At 57.8% G+C, this 16,735-nt stretch carries 14 protein-coding genes and 1 pseudogene; 8 read left to right on the top strand and 7 right to left on the bottom strand.

Translation table 11 applies throughout. The annotated features are described in order from the left end of the window. Window positions 1–3: 3 nt before the first annotated feature. The 3 genes from ACA055_RS16180 (at window position 4) to rarD (ending at window position 3,596) form a co-directional block, all read left to right on the top strand. Window positions 4–1,314, top strand: coding sequence for an MFS transporter (locus ACA055_RS16180; protein ID WP_497679562.1), 1,311 nt, complete (start codon window positions 4–6; stop codon window positions 1,312–1,314). A 192-nt stretch (window positions 1,315–1,506) separates the two neighbouring features. Continuing rightward, entirely contained in the window at window positions 1,507–2,520 is a 1,014-nt protein-coding gene (locus tag ACA055_RS16185) for an aldo/keto reductase (protein WP_497679563.1), read from the top strand. A gap of 194 nt (window positions 2,521–2,714) precedes the next feature. Further along, a complete protein-coding gene (gene rarD / locus ACA055_RS16190; protein ID WP_497679564.1) occupies window positions 2,715–3,596 on the top strand; it encodes an EamA family transporter RarD in 882 nt (293 codons plus the stop codon). Between the two features lie 182 nt (window positions 3,597–3,778). Here the strand turns inward: rarD and hppD are convergent, their stop codons facing one another. Together hppD and ACA055_RS16200 are read right to left on the bottom strand one after the other, a co-directional pair. Beyond that, window positions 3,779–4,855 (bottom strand): 4-hydroxyphenylpyruvate dioxygenase, encoded by a 1,077-nt coding sequence (gene hppD, locus ACA055_RS16195; RefSeq protein ID WP_497679565.1) that lies wholly within the window; start codon window positions 4,853–4,855, stop codon window positions 3,779–3,781. Between the two features lie 252 nt (window positions 4,856–5,107). Beyond that, window positions 5,108–6,047, bottom strand: a pseudogene (locus ACA055_RS16200) (DMT family transporter). Window positions 6,048–6,124: 77 nt separating this feature from the next. Between ACA055_RS16200 and ACA055_RS16205 the strand changes: the two are divergent. From ACA055_RS16205 to ACA055_RS16215, 3 genes are all read left to right on the top strand, one after another. Then, complete coding sequence (locus ACA055_RS16205; RefSeq protein WP_497679566.1) at window positions 6,125–6,997, top strand: LysR family transcriptional regulator; 873 nt, start codon at window positions 6,125–6,127, stop codon at window positions 6,995–6,997. A 112-nt stretch (window positions 6,998–7,109) separates the two neighbouring features. Beyond that, window positions 7,110–8,645: an EAL domain-containing protein gene (locus ACA055_RS16210; RefSeq protein ID WP_497679567.1), complete on the top strand. Its 1,536-nt coding sequence runs from the start codon at window positions 7,110–7,112 to the stop codon at window positions 8,643–8,645. A 233-nt stretch (window positions 8,646–8,878) separates the two neighbouring features. Continuing rightward, window positions 8,879–9,244, top strand: coding sequence for a histone-like nucleoid-structuring protein, MvaT/MvaU family (locus ACA055_RS16215; protein ID WP_497679568.1), 366 nt, complete (start codon window positions 8,879–8,881; stop codon window positions 9,242–9,244). Window positions 9,245–9,418: 174 nt separating this feature from the next. Here ACA055_RS16215 and ACA055_RS16220 read toward each other — a convergent pair whose 3' ends face one another. Next, window positions 9,419–9,943, bottom strand: a complete 525-nt coding sequence (locus ACA055_RS16220; protein ID WP_497679569.1) for a DUF4946 domain-containing protein — start codon at window positions 9,941–9,943, stop codon at window positions 9,419–9,421. A 143-nt stretch (window positions 9,944–10,086) separates the two neighbouring features. On the opposite strand from ACA055_RS16220, the gene gloA reads away from it, so the two are divergent. Further along, entirely contained in the window at window positions 10,087–10,608 is a 522-nt protein-coding gene (gene gloA / locus ACA055_RS16225) for a lactoylglutathione lyase (protein ID WP_497679570.1), read from the top strand. Between the two features lie 178 nt (window positions 10,609–10,786). Here gloA and ahpF read toward each other — a convergent pair whose 3' ends face one another. The 3 genes from ahpF to ACA055_RS16240 all read right to left on the bottom strand — a co-directional run bounded on the left by ahpF (window position 10,787) and on the right by ACA055_RS16240 (window position 14,123). Continuing rightward, window positions 10,787–12,349 (bottom strand): alkyl hydroperoxide reductase subunit F, encoded by a 1,563-nt coding sequence (gene ahpF / locus ACA055_RS16230; protein WP_497679571.1) that lies wholly within the window; start codon window positions 12,347–12,349, stop codon window positions 10,787–10,789. Between the two features lie 133 nt (window positions 12,350–12,482). Further along, entirely contained in the window at window positions 12,483–13,046 is a 564-nt protein-coding gene (ahpC, locus tag ACA055_RS16235) for an alkyl hydroperoxide reductase subunit C (protein WP_007975937.1), read from the bottom strand. Window positions 13,047–13,184: 138 nt separating this feature from the next. Then, window positions 13,185–14,123: a site-specific integrase gene (locus tag ACA055_RS16240; protein WP_497679572.1), complete on the bottom strand. Its 939-nt coding sequence runs from the start codon at window positions 14,121–14,123 to the stop codon at window positions 13,185–13,187. Between the two features lie 179 nt (window positions 14,124–14,302). Here ACA055_RS16240 and ACA055_RS16245 point away from each other — a divergent pair, with 179 nt between their 5' ends. Next, window positions 14,303–15,319, top strand: coding sequence for a DNA-binding protein (locus tag ACA055_RS16245; RefSeq protein WP_497679573.1), 1,017 nt, complete (start codon window positions 14,303–14,305; stop codon window positions 15,317–15,319). Here the strand turns inward: ACA055_RS16245 and gorA are convergent. Next, window positions 15,316–16,674, bottom strand: a complete 1,359-nt coding sequence (gene gorA, locus ACA055_RS16250) for a glutathione-disulfide reductase (protein ID WP_497679574.1) — start codon at window positions 16,672–16,674, stop codon at window positions 15,316–15,318. The two genes, ACA055_RS16245 and gorA, sit on opposite strands and share 4 nt — an antisense overlap. Window positions 16,675–16,735: the final 61 nt, after the last annotated feature.

Genomic DNA, 16,735 nt, shown 5'->3' on the forward strand with positions numbered 1-16,735 from the left:
GCCATGTCACAGAGCGCCGCCGCTACCCAGGCCATCGTTGACGATAAAAACGCCGTCTACAAGCGCATTACCCTGCGTTTGATTCCCTTCATTTTCATCTGCTACTTGTTCAACTACCTCGACCGGGTGAACGTTGGATTCGCCAAATTGCAGATGCTCGATGCACTCAAGTTCAGCGAAACCGTGTACGGCCTCGGCGCCGGGATCTTCTTTATCGGCTACGTGCTGTGCGGCGTGCCGAGCAACCTGGCCCTGACCAGATTCGGCCCGCGCCGCTGGATCGCGCTGATGATGATCGTGTGGTGTTCGCTCTCGACCTGCCTGCTGTTCGTCACCACACCGACTGAGTTCTACACCTTGCGCCTGTTCACCGGTGCGGCCGAAGCCGGGTTCTTCCCGGGCGTGGTGCTCTATCTCTCGCAGTGGTTCCCGACCTTCCGCCGTGGCCGCATCATGGCGCTGTTCATGTCGGCGATTCCGGTGTCCGGCCTGTTGGGCAGTCCGTTTTCCGGTTGGATTCTCAACCATTTCGCTGCCGGGCAAGGCGGTTTGGCGGGCTGGCAGTGGATGTTTTTACTGCAAGGCATTCCGACGGTGATCCTCGGCGCGCTGGCGTATTTCCTGCTCAGCGACAGTTACGCCAACGCCAAATGGCTCACGCCTTTCGAGCGTTCGGTGCTGGAAGCGGACCACGCCGAAGACCTGGCCAACAAACCGAAAACCACCACCGATTCGTTGCTGGCGGTGTTCAAGAACCCGGCGATCTGGGCGTTCGGTTTGATCTACTTCTGCATTCAGAGCGGCGTGTATGCGATCAACTTCTGGCTGCCATCGATCATCAAGAACCTGGGCTTCAGCGATAACCTGGTGATCGGCTGGTTGAGTGCGATTCCATACCTGTTGGCAGCGGTGTTCATGTTGATGGTCGGTCGCTCGGCGGACCTGCACAAAGAACGCCGCTGGCATTTGGTGGTGCCAATGTTGATGGGCGCGGTGGGCCTGCTGATCGCCGTGAACTTCGCTGCTAACCCGGCCATCGCGATCCTCGGCCTGACCATCGCCACCATGGGCGCCCTCACCGGCCTGCCGATGTTCTGGCCGGTGCCGACCGCCCTGCTCAGCGCTGGCGCGGCGGCGGGTGGTTTGGCGTTGATCAACTCCATGGGGCAGATGGCTGGGTTCCTGAGCCCGTATCTGGTGGGTTGGGTCAAGGACAGCACCGGGTCGACCGATGCGGCGTTGTATCTGTTGGCGGGTGTGATTGTCTGCGGGAGCTTGCTGGCGTTGCGTATGACTCGCACCTTGCGCGTCTGACCCACCGCCAATTCCTTGTGGGAGCGAGCCTGCTCGCGAAGCGGCTCAGTCAGCATTGATGTCGCTGACACACCGTCTTCGCGAGCAGGCTCGCTCCCACAGTTTGTTTCGGGGTGTTCGATAAATCGGTTTGATCCGCGCGCTCGTTCTGGTATTTGATTGAGCCTTTCCCACCGGTAAAAGGATTTCGTCATGAGCTATCGCACGCTGGGTCATTCGGGTCTGCAGGTTTCCACCCTGACCCTGGGCACCATGATGTTTGGCGAACAGACCAGCACCGAAGATTCCCTGCGGATCATCGACAAGGCCTGGGACCAGGGCATCAATTCCATCGACACCGCAGACGTTTACACGAACGGCCGCGCCGAAGAAATCGTCGGCGAAGCGATCGCCAGTCGCCGTCAGGAATGGGTGCTCGCCACCAAGGTCGGTTTCGGCCCGGTGGACGGCGTGCCGAACCGCAGCGGCCTGAGCCGCAAGCACCTCTTCAACGGTATCGAGGCCAGCCTGACGCGCCTGGGCACTGACTACCTCGACATCTACTACCTGCACCGCGAAGACCACAACACGCCGCTGGAGGTCACGGTATCGGCCATCGGCGATTTGATTCGCCAGGGCAAGATCCGTTATTGGGGCTTGTCGAACTACCGTGGCTGGCGCATCGCCGAAGTGATTCGCGTGGCCGATAAACTGGGTGTCGACCGGCCGGTGATCAGCCAACCGTTGTACAACATCGTCAATCGCCAGGCAGAAACCGAGCAGATCACGGCCGCGCAAAACTATGGCCTGGGCGTGGTGCCTTACAGCCCGCTGGCGCGCGGTGTGCTCAGCGGCAAATACGCGCCAGACGTGAAGCCGGACGCCAACAGCCGCGCTGGCCGCGCCGACAAGCGCATTCTGGAAACCGAATGGCGCGTCGAATCCCTGCGCATCGCCCAGCAGATCCTGCAGTACTCCCAGGAGCGCGGCGTGGGCATCGTTGAATTCGCGATTGCCTGGGTGCTGAACAACAGCGCCGTCACCTCTGCCATCGTCGGCCCACGCACCGAAGAACAATGGGATGCGTACACCAAGGCGCAGTCGGTGAAGATCACGGCGGAAGATGAAGCGTTTATCGATTCGCTGGTAACACCAGGGCACTCATCGACTCCGGGGTTCAATGACGTGAGCCACTTTGTGTCGGGGCGTAAACCACGCAGCAACTGAAGAAACACCCTCCAATGTGGGAGCGGGCTTGCTCGCGAAGGCGGTGGGTCAGTCTGCATTGATGTTGGATGTGATGGCCTCTTCGCGAGCAAGCCCACTCCCACCGTTGGGCAGTGTTGATCGATCGGACAATATTCGGCTCTAAAACCACGTATCCTCTGCGCCCGTTTCACGTCCAACCTCGCGAGGGCAGTTTGTCTAAAGGTATCGCTTTATCGGTTTCGGCCTCGGTGCTGTTTGCCGTCATGTATTACTTCACTTCGCTGCTCACCCCGTTGAGCGGCGTGGAAATTTTCGGCTGGCGGATGCTGCTGACCCTGCCCTGCATGACCGTGTTCATGGTGGTCTCCAGCGAGTGGAAACGCGTGCCCCCGCTCTTCCGGCGGCTGGTCGGGCAACCCAAATTGCTCGCCGGACTGATCCTTTCTGCGACGCTGCTTGGCCTGCAACTCTGGCTGTTCATGTGGGCTCCGCTCAACGGCTATAGCCTCGACGTGTCGCTGGGTTACTTTCTGTTGCCGCTGTCGATGGTCCTGACCGGGCGGTTTGCCTATGGCGAGAATCTGTCCTACCTGCAAAAGGTCGCCGTGTTTTTCGCCTCTCTCGGCGTGCTCAACGAGCTGTATCAGGTCGGCGGTTTTTCCTGGGCGACCTTGCTGGTCGTCGTCGGTTATCCGCTCTACTTCATCCTGCGCAAACGACTGGCGACCGACAACCTCGGCGGCTTGTGGATGGACATGGCGTTGATGCTGCCGGTGGCGTTCTGGTTCGTTCAGGGGGGTGAGCAAGGCTTTGGTGTGTTCGATCAACATCCGTGGCTGTCGCTGCTGATCCCGATGCTTGGGGTGATCAGCGCGTCGGCGTTGGTGGTCTACATCATCGCCAGCCGATTGTTGCCATTCAGCCTGTTCGGACTATTGAGCTACGTCGAGCCAGTGCTGTTGCTCGGCGTCGCATTGCTGCTGGGGGAAAGCATCAAACCCGGTGAATGGCTGACCTACATTCCGATCTGGCTGGCGGTGGTGGTGTTAGTGTTTGAAGGGTTCAAACATTTGATGCGTCAGCGCAGACCTTAAGGCTACCCACCAAAAATTGTGGGAGCGGGCTTGCTCGCGAAGACTGACTTCCAGTCAACAATGATGTTGCCTGACTCTCCGCTTTCGCGAGCAAGCCCGCTCCCACATTCGCTTTGCGCCAGCCAAACAAAAAGCCCGGCCAGCATGATTGCTGACCGGGCTTTTTTTACATCCGAAACGGTTTAGTCCGTGGACAACACACCACGACGAACCTGATCACGCTCGATCGATTCGAACAGCGCCTTAAAGTTGCCTTCACCGAAACCATCATCGCCTTTACGCTGGATGAATTCGAAGAATACCGGGCCCATCAGGGTTTCCGAGAAGATCTGCAGCAGCAGGCGCTTGTCGCCCGAGTCGGACGAACCGTCCAGCAAAATGCCCCGCGATTGCAGTTGATCGGTCGGCTCACCGTGGTTTGGCAGACGGCCTTCAAGCATTTCGTAGTAGGTCTCTGGCGGTGCAGTCATGAAGCGCATGCCGATTTTTTTCAGGCGATCCCAAGTATCCAGCAGGTTGTCGCTGAGGAAGGCAACGTGCTGGATGCCCTCGCCGTTGAACTGCATCAGGAACTCTTCGATCTGCCCGGCGCCCTTGGACGATTCTTCGTTCAACGGGATGCGGATCATGCCGTCCGGGGCGGTCATGGCCTTGGAGGTCAAGCCGGTGTATTCGCCCTTGATGTCGAAGTAACGAATCTCGCGGAAGTTGAACAGCTTCTCGTAGAAGTTGGCCCAGTAAGCCATGCGACCGCGATACACGTTGTGGGTCAGGTGGTCGATGATTTTCAGGCCTGCGCCTTCAGGATTGCGGTCTACGCCTTCGATGAACACGAAGTCGATGTCGTAGATCGAGCTGCCTTCGCCGAAACGGTCGATCAGGTACAGCGGCGCGCCGCCAATGCCTTTGATCGCTGGCAGGTTCAGTTCCATCGGGCCGGTTTCGATGTGAATCGGCTGGGCGCCGAGTTCCAGTGCGCGGGCAAATGCCTGCTGGGCATTCTTGACGCGGAACGCCATGCCGCACACCGACGGGCCGTGTTCGGCCGCGAAGTACGACGCCACGCTGTGAGGTTCGTTGTTGAGGATCAGGTTGATCTGGCCCTGGCGATACAGGTGCACGTCTTTGGAGCGATGGGTCGCGACCTTGGTGAAGCCCATGATCTCGAAGATCGGCTCCAGGGTATTGGGGGTCGGCGATGCGAACTCGATGAATTCAAAGCCCATCAGGCCCATTGGGTTTTCGTATAAATCTGCCATGGTTGGCGCCTCATCATCATTTTTAGAATTAACGGATCGTTAGTTACTAGCAATGCTGAGACCGGCGGGTGGCGCACAGGAGATGCCCCGCACGCTGCGGGCGAGGAAGTCACCGTAGATCAGTTGAAACCCAAAACTCTTCATTGTCGACCCAAGGCTCTTGCGGGCGAGGCTTCTGCTGCCAGAAGACATTTATTATTGTATGCGTAACCCGATTCTACACAGCGTAAAACGGTTTGTCCGCCTTCTGTATCAAATCCCCTTTTTCCCTGCTCGCGCAAGGGGTTTGTTGCACAGGAAAATCCCCACAAGAATCAAGCCACCACCCAGGCACATGGCCAGCGTCAATTGCTCCCCCAGCAGCAGCGCGCCAAGGATGACCGCCGTCAGCGGATTCAAGGCGATAAACACGCCCGAGCGTGTCGCGCCGATTTTGCGGATGCCGTCGTAATAACCGATATAGGCCAGTGCCGAGCCCAATACGCCGAGGTACATCAGGCTCAACCATTGTTGCGGGCCGAGGCTGGTAAGCACCGCCACACTCAACTCACCGCGAATGGCGCTGGCCACCCAGAGCATTAGCGTGCCTAGCAGAATCGAGTAGGTCACGGTTTGCACCGGCCCCAGGGTTTGATTCAAATCCTTGGAGAACAGCGAATAGATGCCCCAGCCGAGTACGCAGCCGAAAATCAACAGATCGCCAATCCAGGCATCGGCGTTACCCGCCAACAACTGCGGGTTACGACTGACGATCACCAGGCTCGCCCCGGCAATGCAGATGGCGATACCGATGACTTTCACCCGACTCAAGCGCTCCTTGAACAACAGCCATGACGCCAGCCCGATCACCGCCGGGTTCAGCGCCACAATCAATGACGCCCGTGAGGCATTGATGTAATGCAGGCCATAAAAGAAGCACAGGTTGTAGAAGAAGATCCCGAAAAAACCCTAGCAGCGCCAATTGCAGCCATTGCCTGGGGCTGGGTCGGGCCAGCGGCACACGGGCCAGCAACAAAAACAGCAGCAATGCCGCGCTGGCCAGCAAGAATCGCAGGCTGGCGGCGAATAAAGGACTGAGGCTATCAGCGAGAAACCGACCCGCAACGAAAGTGCCGCCCCAGATCATGGTGATCGCCGCAAGTTTCAGATAAACCGGCACGTCCGAGGAAGTTGTTCGCACACACGTGTTCATGGATTTCGAGAACCGGAATCAGGCAGATGACGTATCATTCGGCTAATGCCAGATCATCGTAAAATGAGTAATCACTCATGACCCTCACCCAACTGGAGATTTTCTCCCTCGTGGCCGAGCTTCACGGTTTCACGGCGGCGGCCAATCGCCTGGGAATTTCCCAATCCGCGGTGTCTCATGCCCTCAAGTCGCTGGAACAGGAATTGGGTGTCGAGCTGCTGCGTCGGCATCAGTCCCGGGTCGAATTGAGCGACATCGGCCAACAACTGTTGCTGCGCGCCCGAGCGATGCTGGGCCTGGCCAACACCTTGCGCCAGGAAGCCGCCGATGCCCGTGGAATGAAACGCGGCACGTTGCGCATTGGCTCATTCGGCCCGACTTCGTCGATCAAACTGTTGCCACTGATCCTCCAGCACTACCGCGCCGAGCACCCGGGCATCGAGGTCCACATTGATGAAGGTCCGGACCGGCAAATCATCCAGTGGCTGGAAGAGCGGCGTATCGATATCGGCTTCGTGGTGTTGCCCGAAGAACGCTTCGACACCTTTGCGCTGATCGAGGACCAGATGGTCGCGCTACTGCCCGTCGATCATCCGCTGGCCAGCCGCGACAGCCTGAGCTTGAGTGATTTGTGCCGCGACCCGTTCGTGCTGACGGAGGCAGGTTCTTCGGAGCTGGTTTCACGGCTGTTCAGTGCTGCCAGGTTAAAGCCGAACATCCGCTATCGCTGCTCGCAGCTACTGAGCACGCTGGACACCGTTGGCCGAGGCAATGGAGTGACCGTCGTCGCCGAAGGCTCGTTGCCTGACCAGAGCGACCGCCGCTACGTGAAAAAACCATTGGCGCCACCGGTCGCACGCCAGGTCGGTCTGGCAGTGCTCGACCAGCGTCAGTCATCACCCGCGACACTGGCCTTTATCAAACTGGCCCAACGCCTCAACTACCGTTGAGCAGCATAAGTGCCGATGCCGAACTATCATGGCCACACATTGAACTCTTTTGGGGAGGCGTTTCGTCTTGCCAGCATTTGAGAGCCCTATTTCATCGTGACAGGTTTCGCGAATGCCACTGAACACCAAAACCCGCCGCAAACGCAGCATCAGGATTATCGCCACCGTACTGAGCGGATTACTCCCGGTGTTGCTGGGGCTCGCCATTCTTTATATGCAGGCCGAACGCGCACTCAAGCACAGCACCGAGCAGACCGCCGAAGAAGCCATTCGCCAGTTCGAACTGATGCTCGATAACACCGCCCAGGCCGCCCGCGAACTACTGCCGCTGGCCGGGCAAAGTTGCATCGACGTTAATCTGGCCTTGCGCGAACAAGTCACTCGCCGCCCCTTCGTTCGCTCGACCAATCTGGTGTGGAACAACACCATTTACTGCAGTTCGTTATTTGGTGACTATCACGAAACAACCGCCGCCGGGGACTACAGCCAAGGTGTGTTGCTGCTAATGAAAGGCAACCTGGTCACCCCCGACACCGCCGTGCTGGTGTATCGACTTGGCGAAGGAAAACGGGGCGCAATGAGCACCCTGGACAGCTATCACTTGGGTAACGTGTTGCGGATGATCGGCGGCCAGACAGTGCTGCGACTGCAAGTCGGCCCCAATTGGTTGTCCGCCGATGGCGCGTTCCACCAAGGCCCCCTGCCCGACTTGCCCGTGGCGCAAAGCAAACTGGCGTCCTCGCGTTACGCTTTTGGGGTGGCTGCCGGTTTCCCTGAGGGCGAAGTGTGGCGATACATGCGCAGTGAATATCCGCCGTTGTTCAGTCTGTTGATTTTTTTCGGCGTGGTATCCGGCTTCATCGGGCATGTCTTGCAGAAGCGCTCGTCGTCGCCAAGTCATGAGATGCAGCGCGCGCTGGAAGCAGAGGAGTTTGTCCCGTATTTCCAGCCGGTGGTCCACGGCGACACCAAAAAGTGGTCAGGCGCCGAGGTACTGATGCGCTGGAATCATCCCAAGGAAGGCCTGGTGCGCCCGGATCTGTTTATTCCATTTGCCGAACATTCCGGATTGATCGTGCCGATGACCCGCTCATTGATGCGCCAAACCGCAGCTTTGCTGGCGCCCCAGCAGGCATTGTTCGATGAGCCGTTTCACGTCGGCATTAACATCACCGCCAGTCACTGCCAAGACCTGGAACTGGTCGCCGATTGCCGTGAGTTCCTCAGTGCCTTCGCCCCCGGCGCCATCAGCCTGGTGTTGGAGTTGACCGAGCGCCAACTCATCGAACCCACGCCCATCACTCACCAACTGTTCGAGCAGTTGCATGAACTCGGCGTGATGATCGCGATCGACGACTTCGGCACCGGCCACTCAAGTCTGGTGTATCTGCGGCAATTCAATGTGGACTTCCTGAAAATCGACCAGAGCTTTGTAGCCATGATCGGTGTGGACGCCCTCTCGCGGCACATTCTGGACAGCATCATCGAACTCTCGGCCAAACTCGATCTGGGAATCGTCGCCGAAGGCGTGGAAACCGAGGAGCAAAGTGATTATCTGACCGCCCACGGCGTGAACTTCTTGCAAGGTTATCTATTCGGCCGACCGATGCCCGGCCCGGACTTCATTAACGCATTAAGTCACCATTAACTAGGCGCGTTATGCGACGAGACAACGAGGTGGCGCACCAAATTTAATCAAAAGACTACTCTTGTTACATGAAGAAAAAGTCAGGATTTACTCTTGGCCCATTAACTACTACAATTTTTCTTGCCTGCGCAAGATTGGCAGGTGAGCCATTATCACCGAGTCGCTACAAGGCTTTTGGCTTATAGCTTTGTTTGCGGTTGGTATCAGCCAAATACACTATTGGAGTAAAGATATTGTCCAGACTCGCTGAATTTCGTGCAGCTGAAAAGGCCCTTCAAGAACAGCTCAAGCAGCTGGAATCCTTGAAGAACGATGCCGGGCTCAAGAAAGAAATCGAATTCGAAGAAAAGCTCCAGGGGCTGATGAAAACCTATGGCAAGAGCCTGCGTGACATCATCGCCATTCTCGATCCGAACCCGTCAAAATCCGGCCTGCAACAGGCGAGCGCGCCTAAAACCCGCCGCGCCCGCGTGGTCAAGGTTTATCAGAACCCGCACACCGGCGAACTGATTGAAACCAAGGGTGGCAACCACCGCGGACTGAAAGCCTGGAAGGAACAGTACGGTGCCGCCACCGTTGATTCCTGGCTGCGTGGCTAACGTCATCGCGGTAAAAAAAAGCCCTGCCTATGCAGGGCTTTTTCATGAATACCATCTAAATGCAACGATTGGAGTCGATCAACTCGTCGCCTTCTGGCTAACTTTGTGCTTAATCCCTTTGGGTATCTAAAAATGTCAAAAAGCACTGAAACGCGCAGTCATTGAAGTCTTTAACTAAAGTTTCAAGCTGTTACGAGCTGCGTCTATTTCCTCCTGACTTGCCTTATAAGCCTCGGCCTGCCCTGCGTAGGAAAGAACGTAGGCCTTATCGGCGTCTACCGCAGCAACCAATGTTTGAGAGAGCACATGCCGTCCGTTCTGCGTGATCGTGCAGGTAGTTTCCAGTGCCGATAATCGACTCAAGGTAGTCGGGTGAATCGGGTTGCAGACACTTTGATAACCGCCACTAAAGAAGTCCTTCTGCACCGATTTGCGCATCTCCAGCAACACGCCTTGCAGGTTCACTTGATGACCGCTTTCAACCGGGGTCATGGTCAGTTCCATCACCATCACTGGCGTGCCGTCCGGGTCATTTTTTACCGCGCGCTGACGGGAGACTTCTGGCTTGGTGTCATCTTGCGCAATGGCTTCGACCACCCAACCGCTTGGCCACGTCACTGTCGGCGCTTGCGCATGAACGCTGGCGCTACCTGAAAGCAGGCCAATCAGGACAAACGTCGACTTACAGAATCGAATCATTGCAATGAACACTCATGGATTGAGCCGTAAAGTCTGAGCCTCGACCGGTCGTCAGGCAATAGCCGAAGGTTTTGGTTTGGTGATGTCAGAGCCCTTGCGTATCATTGTCGCCATTCGTTAGCCCACATATTTACGGAGGGCCCATGAGCCTGCACGAATTGAACACCTTCCCGGGCGTCACCGCCCAACCTGACACCGCCACCCAGAAATTCGTCTTCAACCACACCATGCTGCGGGTCAAGGACATCACCAAGTCCCTGGATTTCTACACGCGCATCCTGGGTTTCTCGCTGGTGGAAAAACGCGATTTCCCGGAAGCCGAATTCAGCCTGTACTTCCTGGCGCTGGTCGATAAAAACCAGATCCCGGCCGATGTCGCAGCGCGCACCGAATGGATGAAATCGATCCCGGGCATTCTCGAACTGACCCATAACCACGGCACCGAAAACGACGCGGATTTCGCCTACCACAACGGCAACACCGATCCACGCGGCTTCGGTCACATCTGCATCTCCGTGCTGGACATCCGCGCTGCCTGCGAGCGCTTTGAAGCACTGGGTTGCGATTTCCAGAAACGCCTGAACGACGGTCGCATGAAGAGCCTGGCGTTCATCAAGGACCCGGACGCTTACTGGGTCGAGATCATCCAGCCAGCTCCGCTATAAGCCCCACCACAGATCCCCTGTGGGAGCGGGCTTGCTCGCGAAAGCGGAGTGTCCGCCAACAGAAATGTTGAACGATAAACCGCCTTCGCGAGCAAGCTCACTCCCCCATTTGGAAGGTGTGAGGCATAAAAAAAACCCCATGATCACTCATGGGGTTTTGTGTTTTCAGCGCTGGCGTTTATGCCGGGGCCGAGGTCCGGATCAGGTGATCGAATGCACTCAGAGAAGCCTTGGCGCCCTCGCCTACCGCAATCACGATTTGCTTGTACGGCACGGTGGTTACGTCACCGGCAGCGAACACGCCGGGCATCGACGTCTCGCCACGGGCATCGACGATGATCTCGCCGCGCGGTGACAACTCGATGGTGCCTTTGAGCCAATCGGTGTTCGGCAGCAGACCGATCTGCACGAAGATCCCTTCCAGCTCGACAGTGCGCAGTTCATCCGACTGGCGATCCTTGTAACGCAGGCCGTTGACCTTCTGACCGTCGCCGGTCACTTCAGTGGTTTGCGCACTGGTGATCACGGTAACGTTCGGCAGGCTGTGCAACTTGCGTTGCAACACCGCGTCGGCACGCAGTTGCACGTCGAACTCCAGCAGCGTTACGTGAGACACGATACCCGCCAGGTCGATGGCCGCTTCGACGCCGGAGTTACCGCCGCCAATCACCGCCACACGCTTACCTTTGAACAGCGGACCGTCGCAGTGCGGGCAGTACGCCACGCCTTTGTTGCGGTATTGCTGCTCGCCTGGGACGTTCATTTCACGCCACCGCGCCCCGGTCGCCAGGATCACGGTCTTGGCTTTCAGCGTCGCGCCGCTGGCGAAGTGGACTTCGTGCAGCTCGCCGTTCTTGCCCGGCACCAGTTTATCGGCGCGTTGCAGGTTCATGATGTCGACGTCGTACTGCTTGACGTGTTCTTCCAGTGCGACAGCCAGTTTCGGCCCTTCGGTTTCCTGCACGGAGATGAAGTTTTCGATGGCCATGGTGTCCAGCACCTGCCCACCAAAACGCTCGGCCGCGACACCGGTGCGAATGCCTTTACGGGCGGCGTAAATCGCCGCCGAAGCGCCGGCCGGGCCACCACCGACAACCAGCACATCAAAAGCTTCTTTGGCGCTGATCTTCTCGGCCTGACGCTCAATGCCGCGGGTGTCGATCTTGGCGAGGATTTCTTCCAGGCCCATGCGGCCCTGACCGAAATTAACGCCGTTCAGGTAAACGCTTGGCACAGCCATGATCTGACGATCATCGACTTCAGCCTGGAACAGCGCGCCGTCGATGGCGACATGACGGATGTTCGGGTTCAGTACGGCCATCAGGTTCAGCGCCTGGACCACGTCCGGGCAGTTCTGGCAGGACAGCGAGAAGTACGTCTCGAAGCTGAACTCGCCTTTGAGCGAGCGGATCTGTTCGATCACTTCAGCACTGGCTTTCGATGGGTGACCGCCGACTTGCAGCAAGGCCAGCACCAAGGATGTGAATTCATGGCCCATCGGGATGCCGGCGAAACGCAGGCTGATATCGGCTCCCGGGCGGTTGATCGAGAACGATGGTTTACGCGCATCGTCACCGTTGTCGAGCAAGGTAATTTGGGTGGAAAGACTGGCAACGTCTTTCAGGAGTGCGAGCATTTCCTGGGATTTCGCACCGTCGTCGAGGGATGCAACGATCTCGATCGGCTGGGTGACCCGTTCCAGGTACGATTTCAACTGGGCTTTAAGATTGGCGTCCAACATACGGGCGATTTCCTTTTTGCTTTTGCGAAGACATAAAAAAACGCCCGAGCGAATCTCGCCCGGGCGTTTTTATTGGGCGGTGCAGCTTACTTAGTAGGTGCGGAGTACCGCCCTGATGAAGCGTGTCACAGACTTAGATCTTGCCGACCAGGTCCAGGGACGGAGCCAGAGTGGCCTCGCCTTCTTTCCACTTGGCTGGGCAAACCTGGCCTGGGTGAGCAGCGACGTACTGGGCAGCCTTGATTTTGCGCAGCAGTTCGGAAGCGTCACGACCCACACCGCCGTCGTTCAATTCGACGATTTTGATCTGGCCTTCAGGGTTGATCACGAAAGTGCCGCGGTCAGCCAGACCAGCTTCTTCGATCAGCACGTCGAAGTTGCGGGAGATGGCGTGGGTTGGGTCGCCGATCATGGTGTACTGGATCTTGCCAATGGCTGGCGAAGTGTTGTGCCAGGCAGCGTGGGCAAAGTGGGTATCGGTGGAAACGCTGTAGATCTCGACGCCCAGCTTCTGGAATGCGTCGTAGTTGTCGGCCAGGTCTTCCAGCTCGGTTGGGCAAACGAAGGTGAAGTCGGCTGGGTAGAAGAACACGACGGACCATTTGCCTTTCAGGTCAGCGTCCGAGACTTTTACGAAATCGCCATTTTTGAATGCGTCAGCTTTGAACGGTTTAACTTGGCTGTTGATGATAGGCATCGTTGACTCTCCGTCAGGGGTTAAGAAGTTGATGGAGTGAACTCTACCCACTCGACGGACGGATGGCTCATTGGCAAACCTCATGCTGCTGATTGGTTTTCGCTATTAGCGCACAGTATTAATAGAAGAAAACGGTATCTAGGGCGTGAGCGGCTTTTCAGCGAGCCGGGCCATCCCGAGGAACGGACTGGCTTCGACATAGCGCATGGCCGACTTCATATCCTTCCAGCCCACGTAACTCATCAACGACTTCAAGTCCCAACCGCTCTGATGGGCCCAAGTGGCGAAGCCGCGCCGCAGGGAGTGGCTGGTGTAATGCTCGGCGGCAATGCCGGCGCGCTCCAGCGCCTGACGCAATAACGGAATCACACTGTTGGCGTGCAACCCCTCCTCGCTCAAGTGGCCCCAACGGTCGATGCCGCGGAACACCGGACCGCGGACCAATGCTGCCTCAGTGATCCAGGCGATATACGCCTGCACTGGACACAAACGCTGCAAGGCCGGCGTCTGGAAAGTTTTGCCGAGGTTTTCGCGATCGCTCTTGCTGCGGGGCAAGTACAAGGTGATGCCAGAGCCGGCGATGGCTTGCACATGCTCGACCTGCACACGGCACAACTCATCGCTACGAAAGCCACGCCAGAAACCCAGCAGGATCAGCGCCGTGTCGCGCCTTGCCCGCAGAAGAGCCGGTTGATCGTTTGCAGATTTGGCGATTTGCGCTTCCTGGTCCAGCCAGGCAACCACTTGCTCGAGATGCTGAAGCTGCAACGGCTCGGCCTGTTTCTCCTGTGCCGGATGCAGCGCACGAATGCCCTTGAACACCTTGCGCACGACCGGCGCCTTGGTGGGATCGGCAAAACCCTGGCTGTTGTGCCATTGCGCCAGCGCCGACAAGCGCAACTTCAACGTGTTGATCGACAACACACCCGCATGGGCCACCAGATAGCGCGCGACGCTGTCGGCGGTGGCCGGCAGGAACCCGCCCCAACTGACTTCAAAGTGCTCGATCGCCGCGCGGTAGCTGCGACGGGTGTTGTCGCGGGTAGCGGCTTGCAGGTAGCGATCCAGATCGGTCATGGGCTCAACTCTCGGAAAACGTAACGCTTTGATGGGTGAAGACCCAATGCGTGGGCGATCACACGTGGTAATACCAGTATATCCCGCCTCAATTTGTAAGCGAATTTAACTTCATGCTTGGCGTGCTACACTGTGTACTTTAGTGGCATGTACCACAGTACGAAATCGTAGGAGAACACATGGCTCGTGGCGGCATCAACAAAGCAGTGGTCCAAACAGCACGGTTGGCAATCCTCGCCCGCGGCGAACACCCCAGCATCGACGCCGTACGGATCGAAATGGGCAATACCGGCTCGAAAACCACCATTCACCGCTATTTGAAGGAGCTGGATGACGGTGTTGAGCCGGCGGAAGCGTCTTCCGAGCCCATCGATGACGAGCTGGCAGGCCTCGTCTCACGCCTGGCGCAACGCCTCAAAGAGCAGGCGCAGGAACCCATCGATCAGGCACGCGCGCATTTCGAGCAACAACGAAAAGAGCTTGAGGTACAACTGACCGAAGCCCGGCAGGCCAATACCCAACTGCAGCAGCAATACGAAATTCAAAGCTTGGCACTCACCCAGGAATCCGAAGCGCTGGAAAACACCCGCTCCATGCTGCAGACCGAGCAAACCCGCAATGCCGGACTGAACCAGGCGCTGGCGGATTTCGAATTACGCTTGCAAGACAAGGACGAGCAGATCCGCTCCCTCGAAGAGAAACACCTGCACACCCGCGACGCCCTGGAGCACTACCGCAACGCCGTCAAAGAGCAACGCGAGCAGGAGCAAAGCCGCCACGAAGGCCAGGTGCAGCAGATTCAAATGGAGTTGCGCCAGGCCCAGCAAAGTGCACTGGTGCGTCAGGATGAAATCACCCAACTGCACCGCGACAATGAGCGCTTGCTGACGGAGAACCGTGGGACGCTGCGGGAATTGAGTCTGTTGCAGGAACAGCTCAAGCAAACCAACAATCGGCAGGATCAACTGCTGGAACAGGTCAATCGCATCGACAGCGAACGTACCCTCCTCCAGGAACGCTTGCGCGCAGCCCTGCTGGAAAGTCAGTCACTTAAACAGAGCGTCGAAGAGCATTCGCAGACAAACAAATCGCTGGAAATTGAATTGACACAGACCCGGACGAATCTGGAGCAGCTGCGCCTGAGCGCTGTCGTTGCGACAGCGCCAGGCGCATCAGAACACAAGAAGGACGATTAACCCGCGACTGGCGTACGCATGGTGACGAACTCTTCGGCGGCGGTTGGATGCACGCCGATGGTTTCGTCGAAGTCGCGCTTGGTAGCCCCGGCCTTCAAGGCAATCGCCAGGCCTTGCACAATTTCGCCGGCATCCGGGCCGACCATGTGGCAACCCAGCACTTTGTCGGTCTTGGCGTCCACCACCAGCTTCATCAGCGTGCGCTCCTGACACTCAGTCAGGGTCAGCTTCATTGGCCGGAAACGGCTTTCGAAAATCACCACATCGTGCCCGGCTTCCCGGGCCTCTTCCTCGGTCAGTCCGACAGTGCCAATGCTCGGCAAGCTGAACACCGCCGTCGGGATCATCTTGTAGTCCACCGGACGGTATTGCTCAGGCTTGAACAAACGACGCGCAACCGCCATGCCTTCAGCCAGCGCCACCGGCGTCAGTTGAACCCGACCGATGACATCGCCAAGGGCGAGGATCGACGGCTCGGCGGTTTGATACTGCTCGTCAACCTCGACGAATCCTTTCTTGTCGAGTTTGACGCCGGTGTTTTCCAGCCCGAGGTTGTCCAGCATCGGACGCCGGCCGGTGGCATAGAACACGCAATCCGCTTCCAGCTCGCGACCATCCTTGAGGGTGACTTTGAGGCTGCCGTCGGTTTGCTTGTCGATGCGTTCGATGTCGGCATTGAATTGCAGGTCCATGCCGCGCTTGGTCAGCTCTTCCTGCAAGTGCTTGCGCACTGCACCGTCGAAGCCGCGCAGGAACAACTCACCGCGATACAGCAGCGTGGTTTCGGCACCCAGACCGTGGAAGATCCCGGCGAATTCGACGGCAATGTAACCACCGCCCACCACCAGAACGCGCTTGGGCAGCTCTTTGAGGAAGAACGCCTGATTGGAACTGATCGCGTGCTCGTGTCCCGGAATCTCCGGAATCTGCGGCCAGCCGCCGGTCGCAATCAGAATGTTCTTGGCGGTGAAACGCTCGCCATTGATCTCGACCTGGTGTGGATCGACGATTTTGGCGTGACCTTCATGCAAGGTCACGCCACTGTTGACCAGCAGATTGCGATAAATGCCATTCAGGCGATTGATCTCGCGATCCTTGTTGGCGATCAGCGTCGGCCAATCGAATTTCGCCTCGCCCAGCGTCCAGCCAAACCCTGAAGACTGCTCGAAGTCTTCGGCGAAGTGTGCGCCGTAGACCAGCAATTTCTTCGGCACGCAGCCGACGTTCACACAGGTACCGCCCAGGTAGCGGCTCTCGGCCACGGCCACTTTCGCACCGAAACCGGCAGCAAAACGCGCAGCCCGCACACCGCCGGAACCGGCGCCAATCACATAAAGGTCAAAATCGTAGGCCATTTTCTATCTCCTCGGCAGGCCACCAGCATACCCGCAGACGCCCGTTGGGCAAGCGCTGCAC

It is taken from the genome of Pseudomonas sp. LBUM1657 (genome assembly GCF_059716075.1).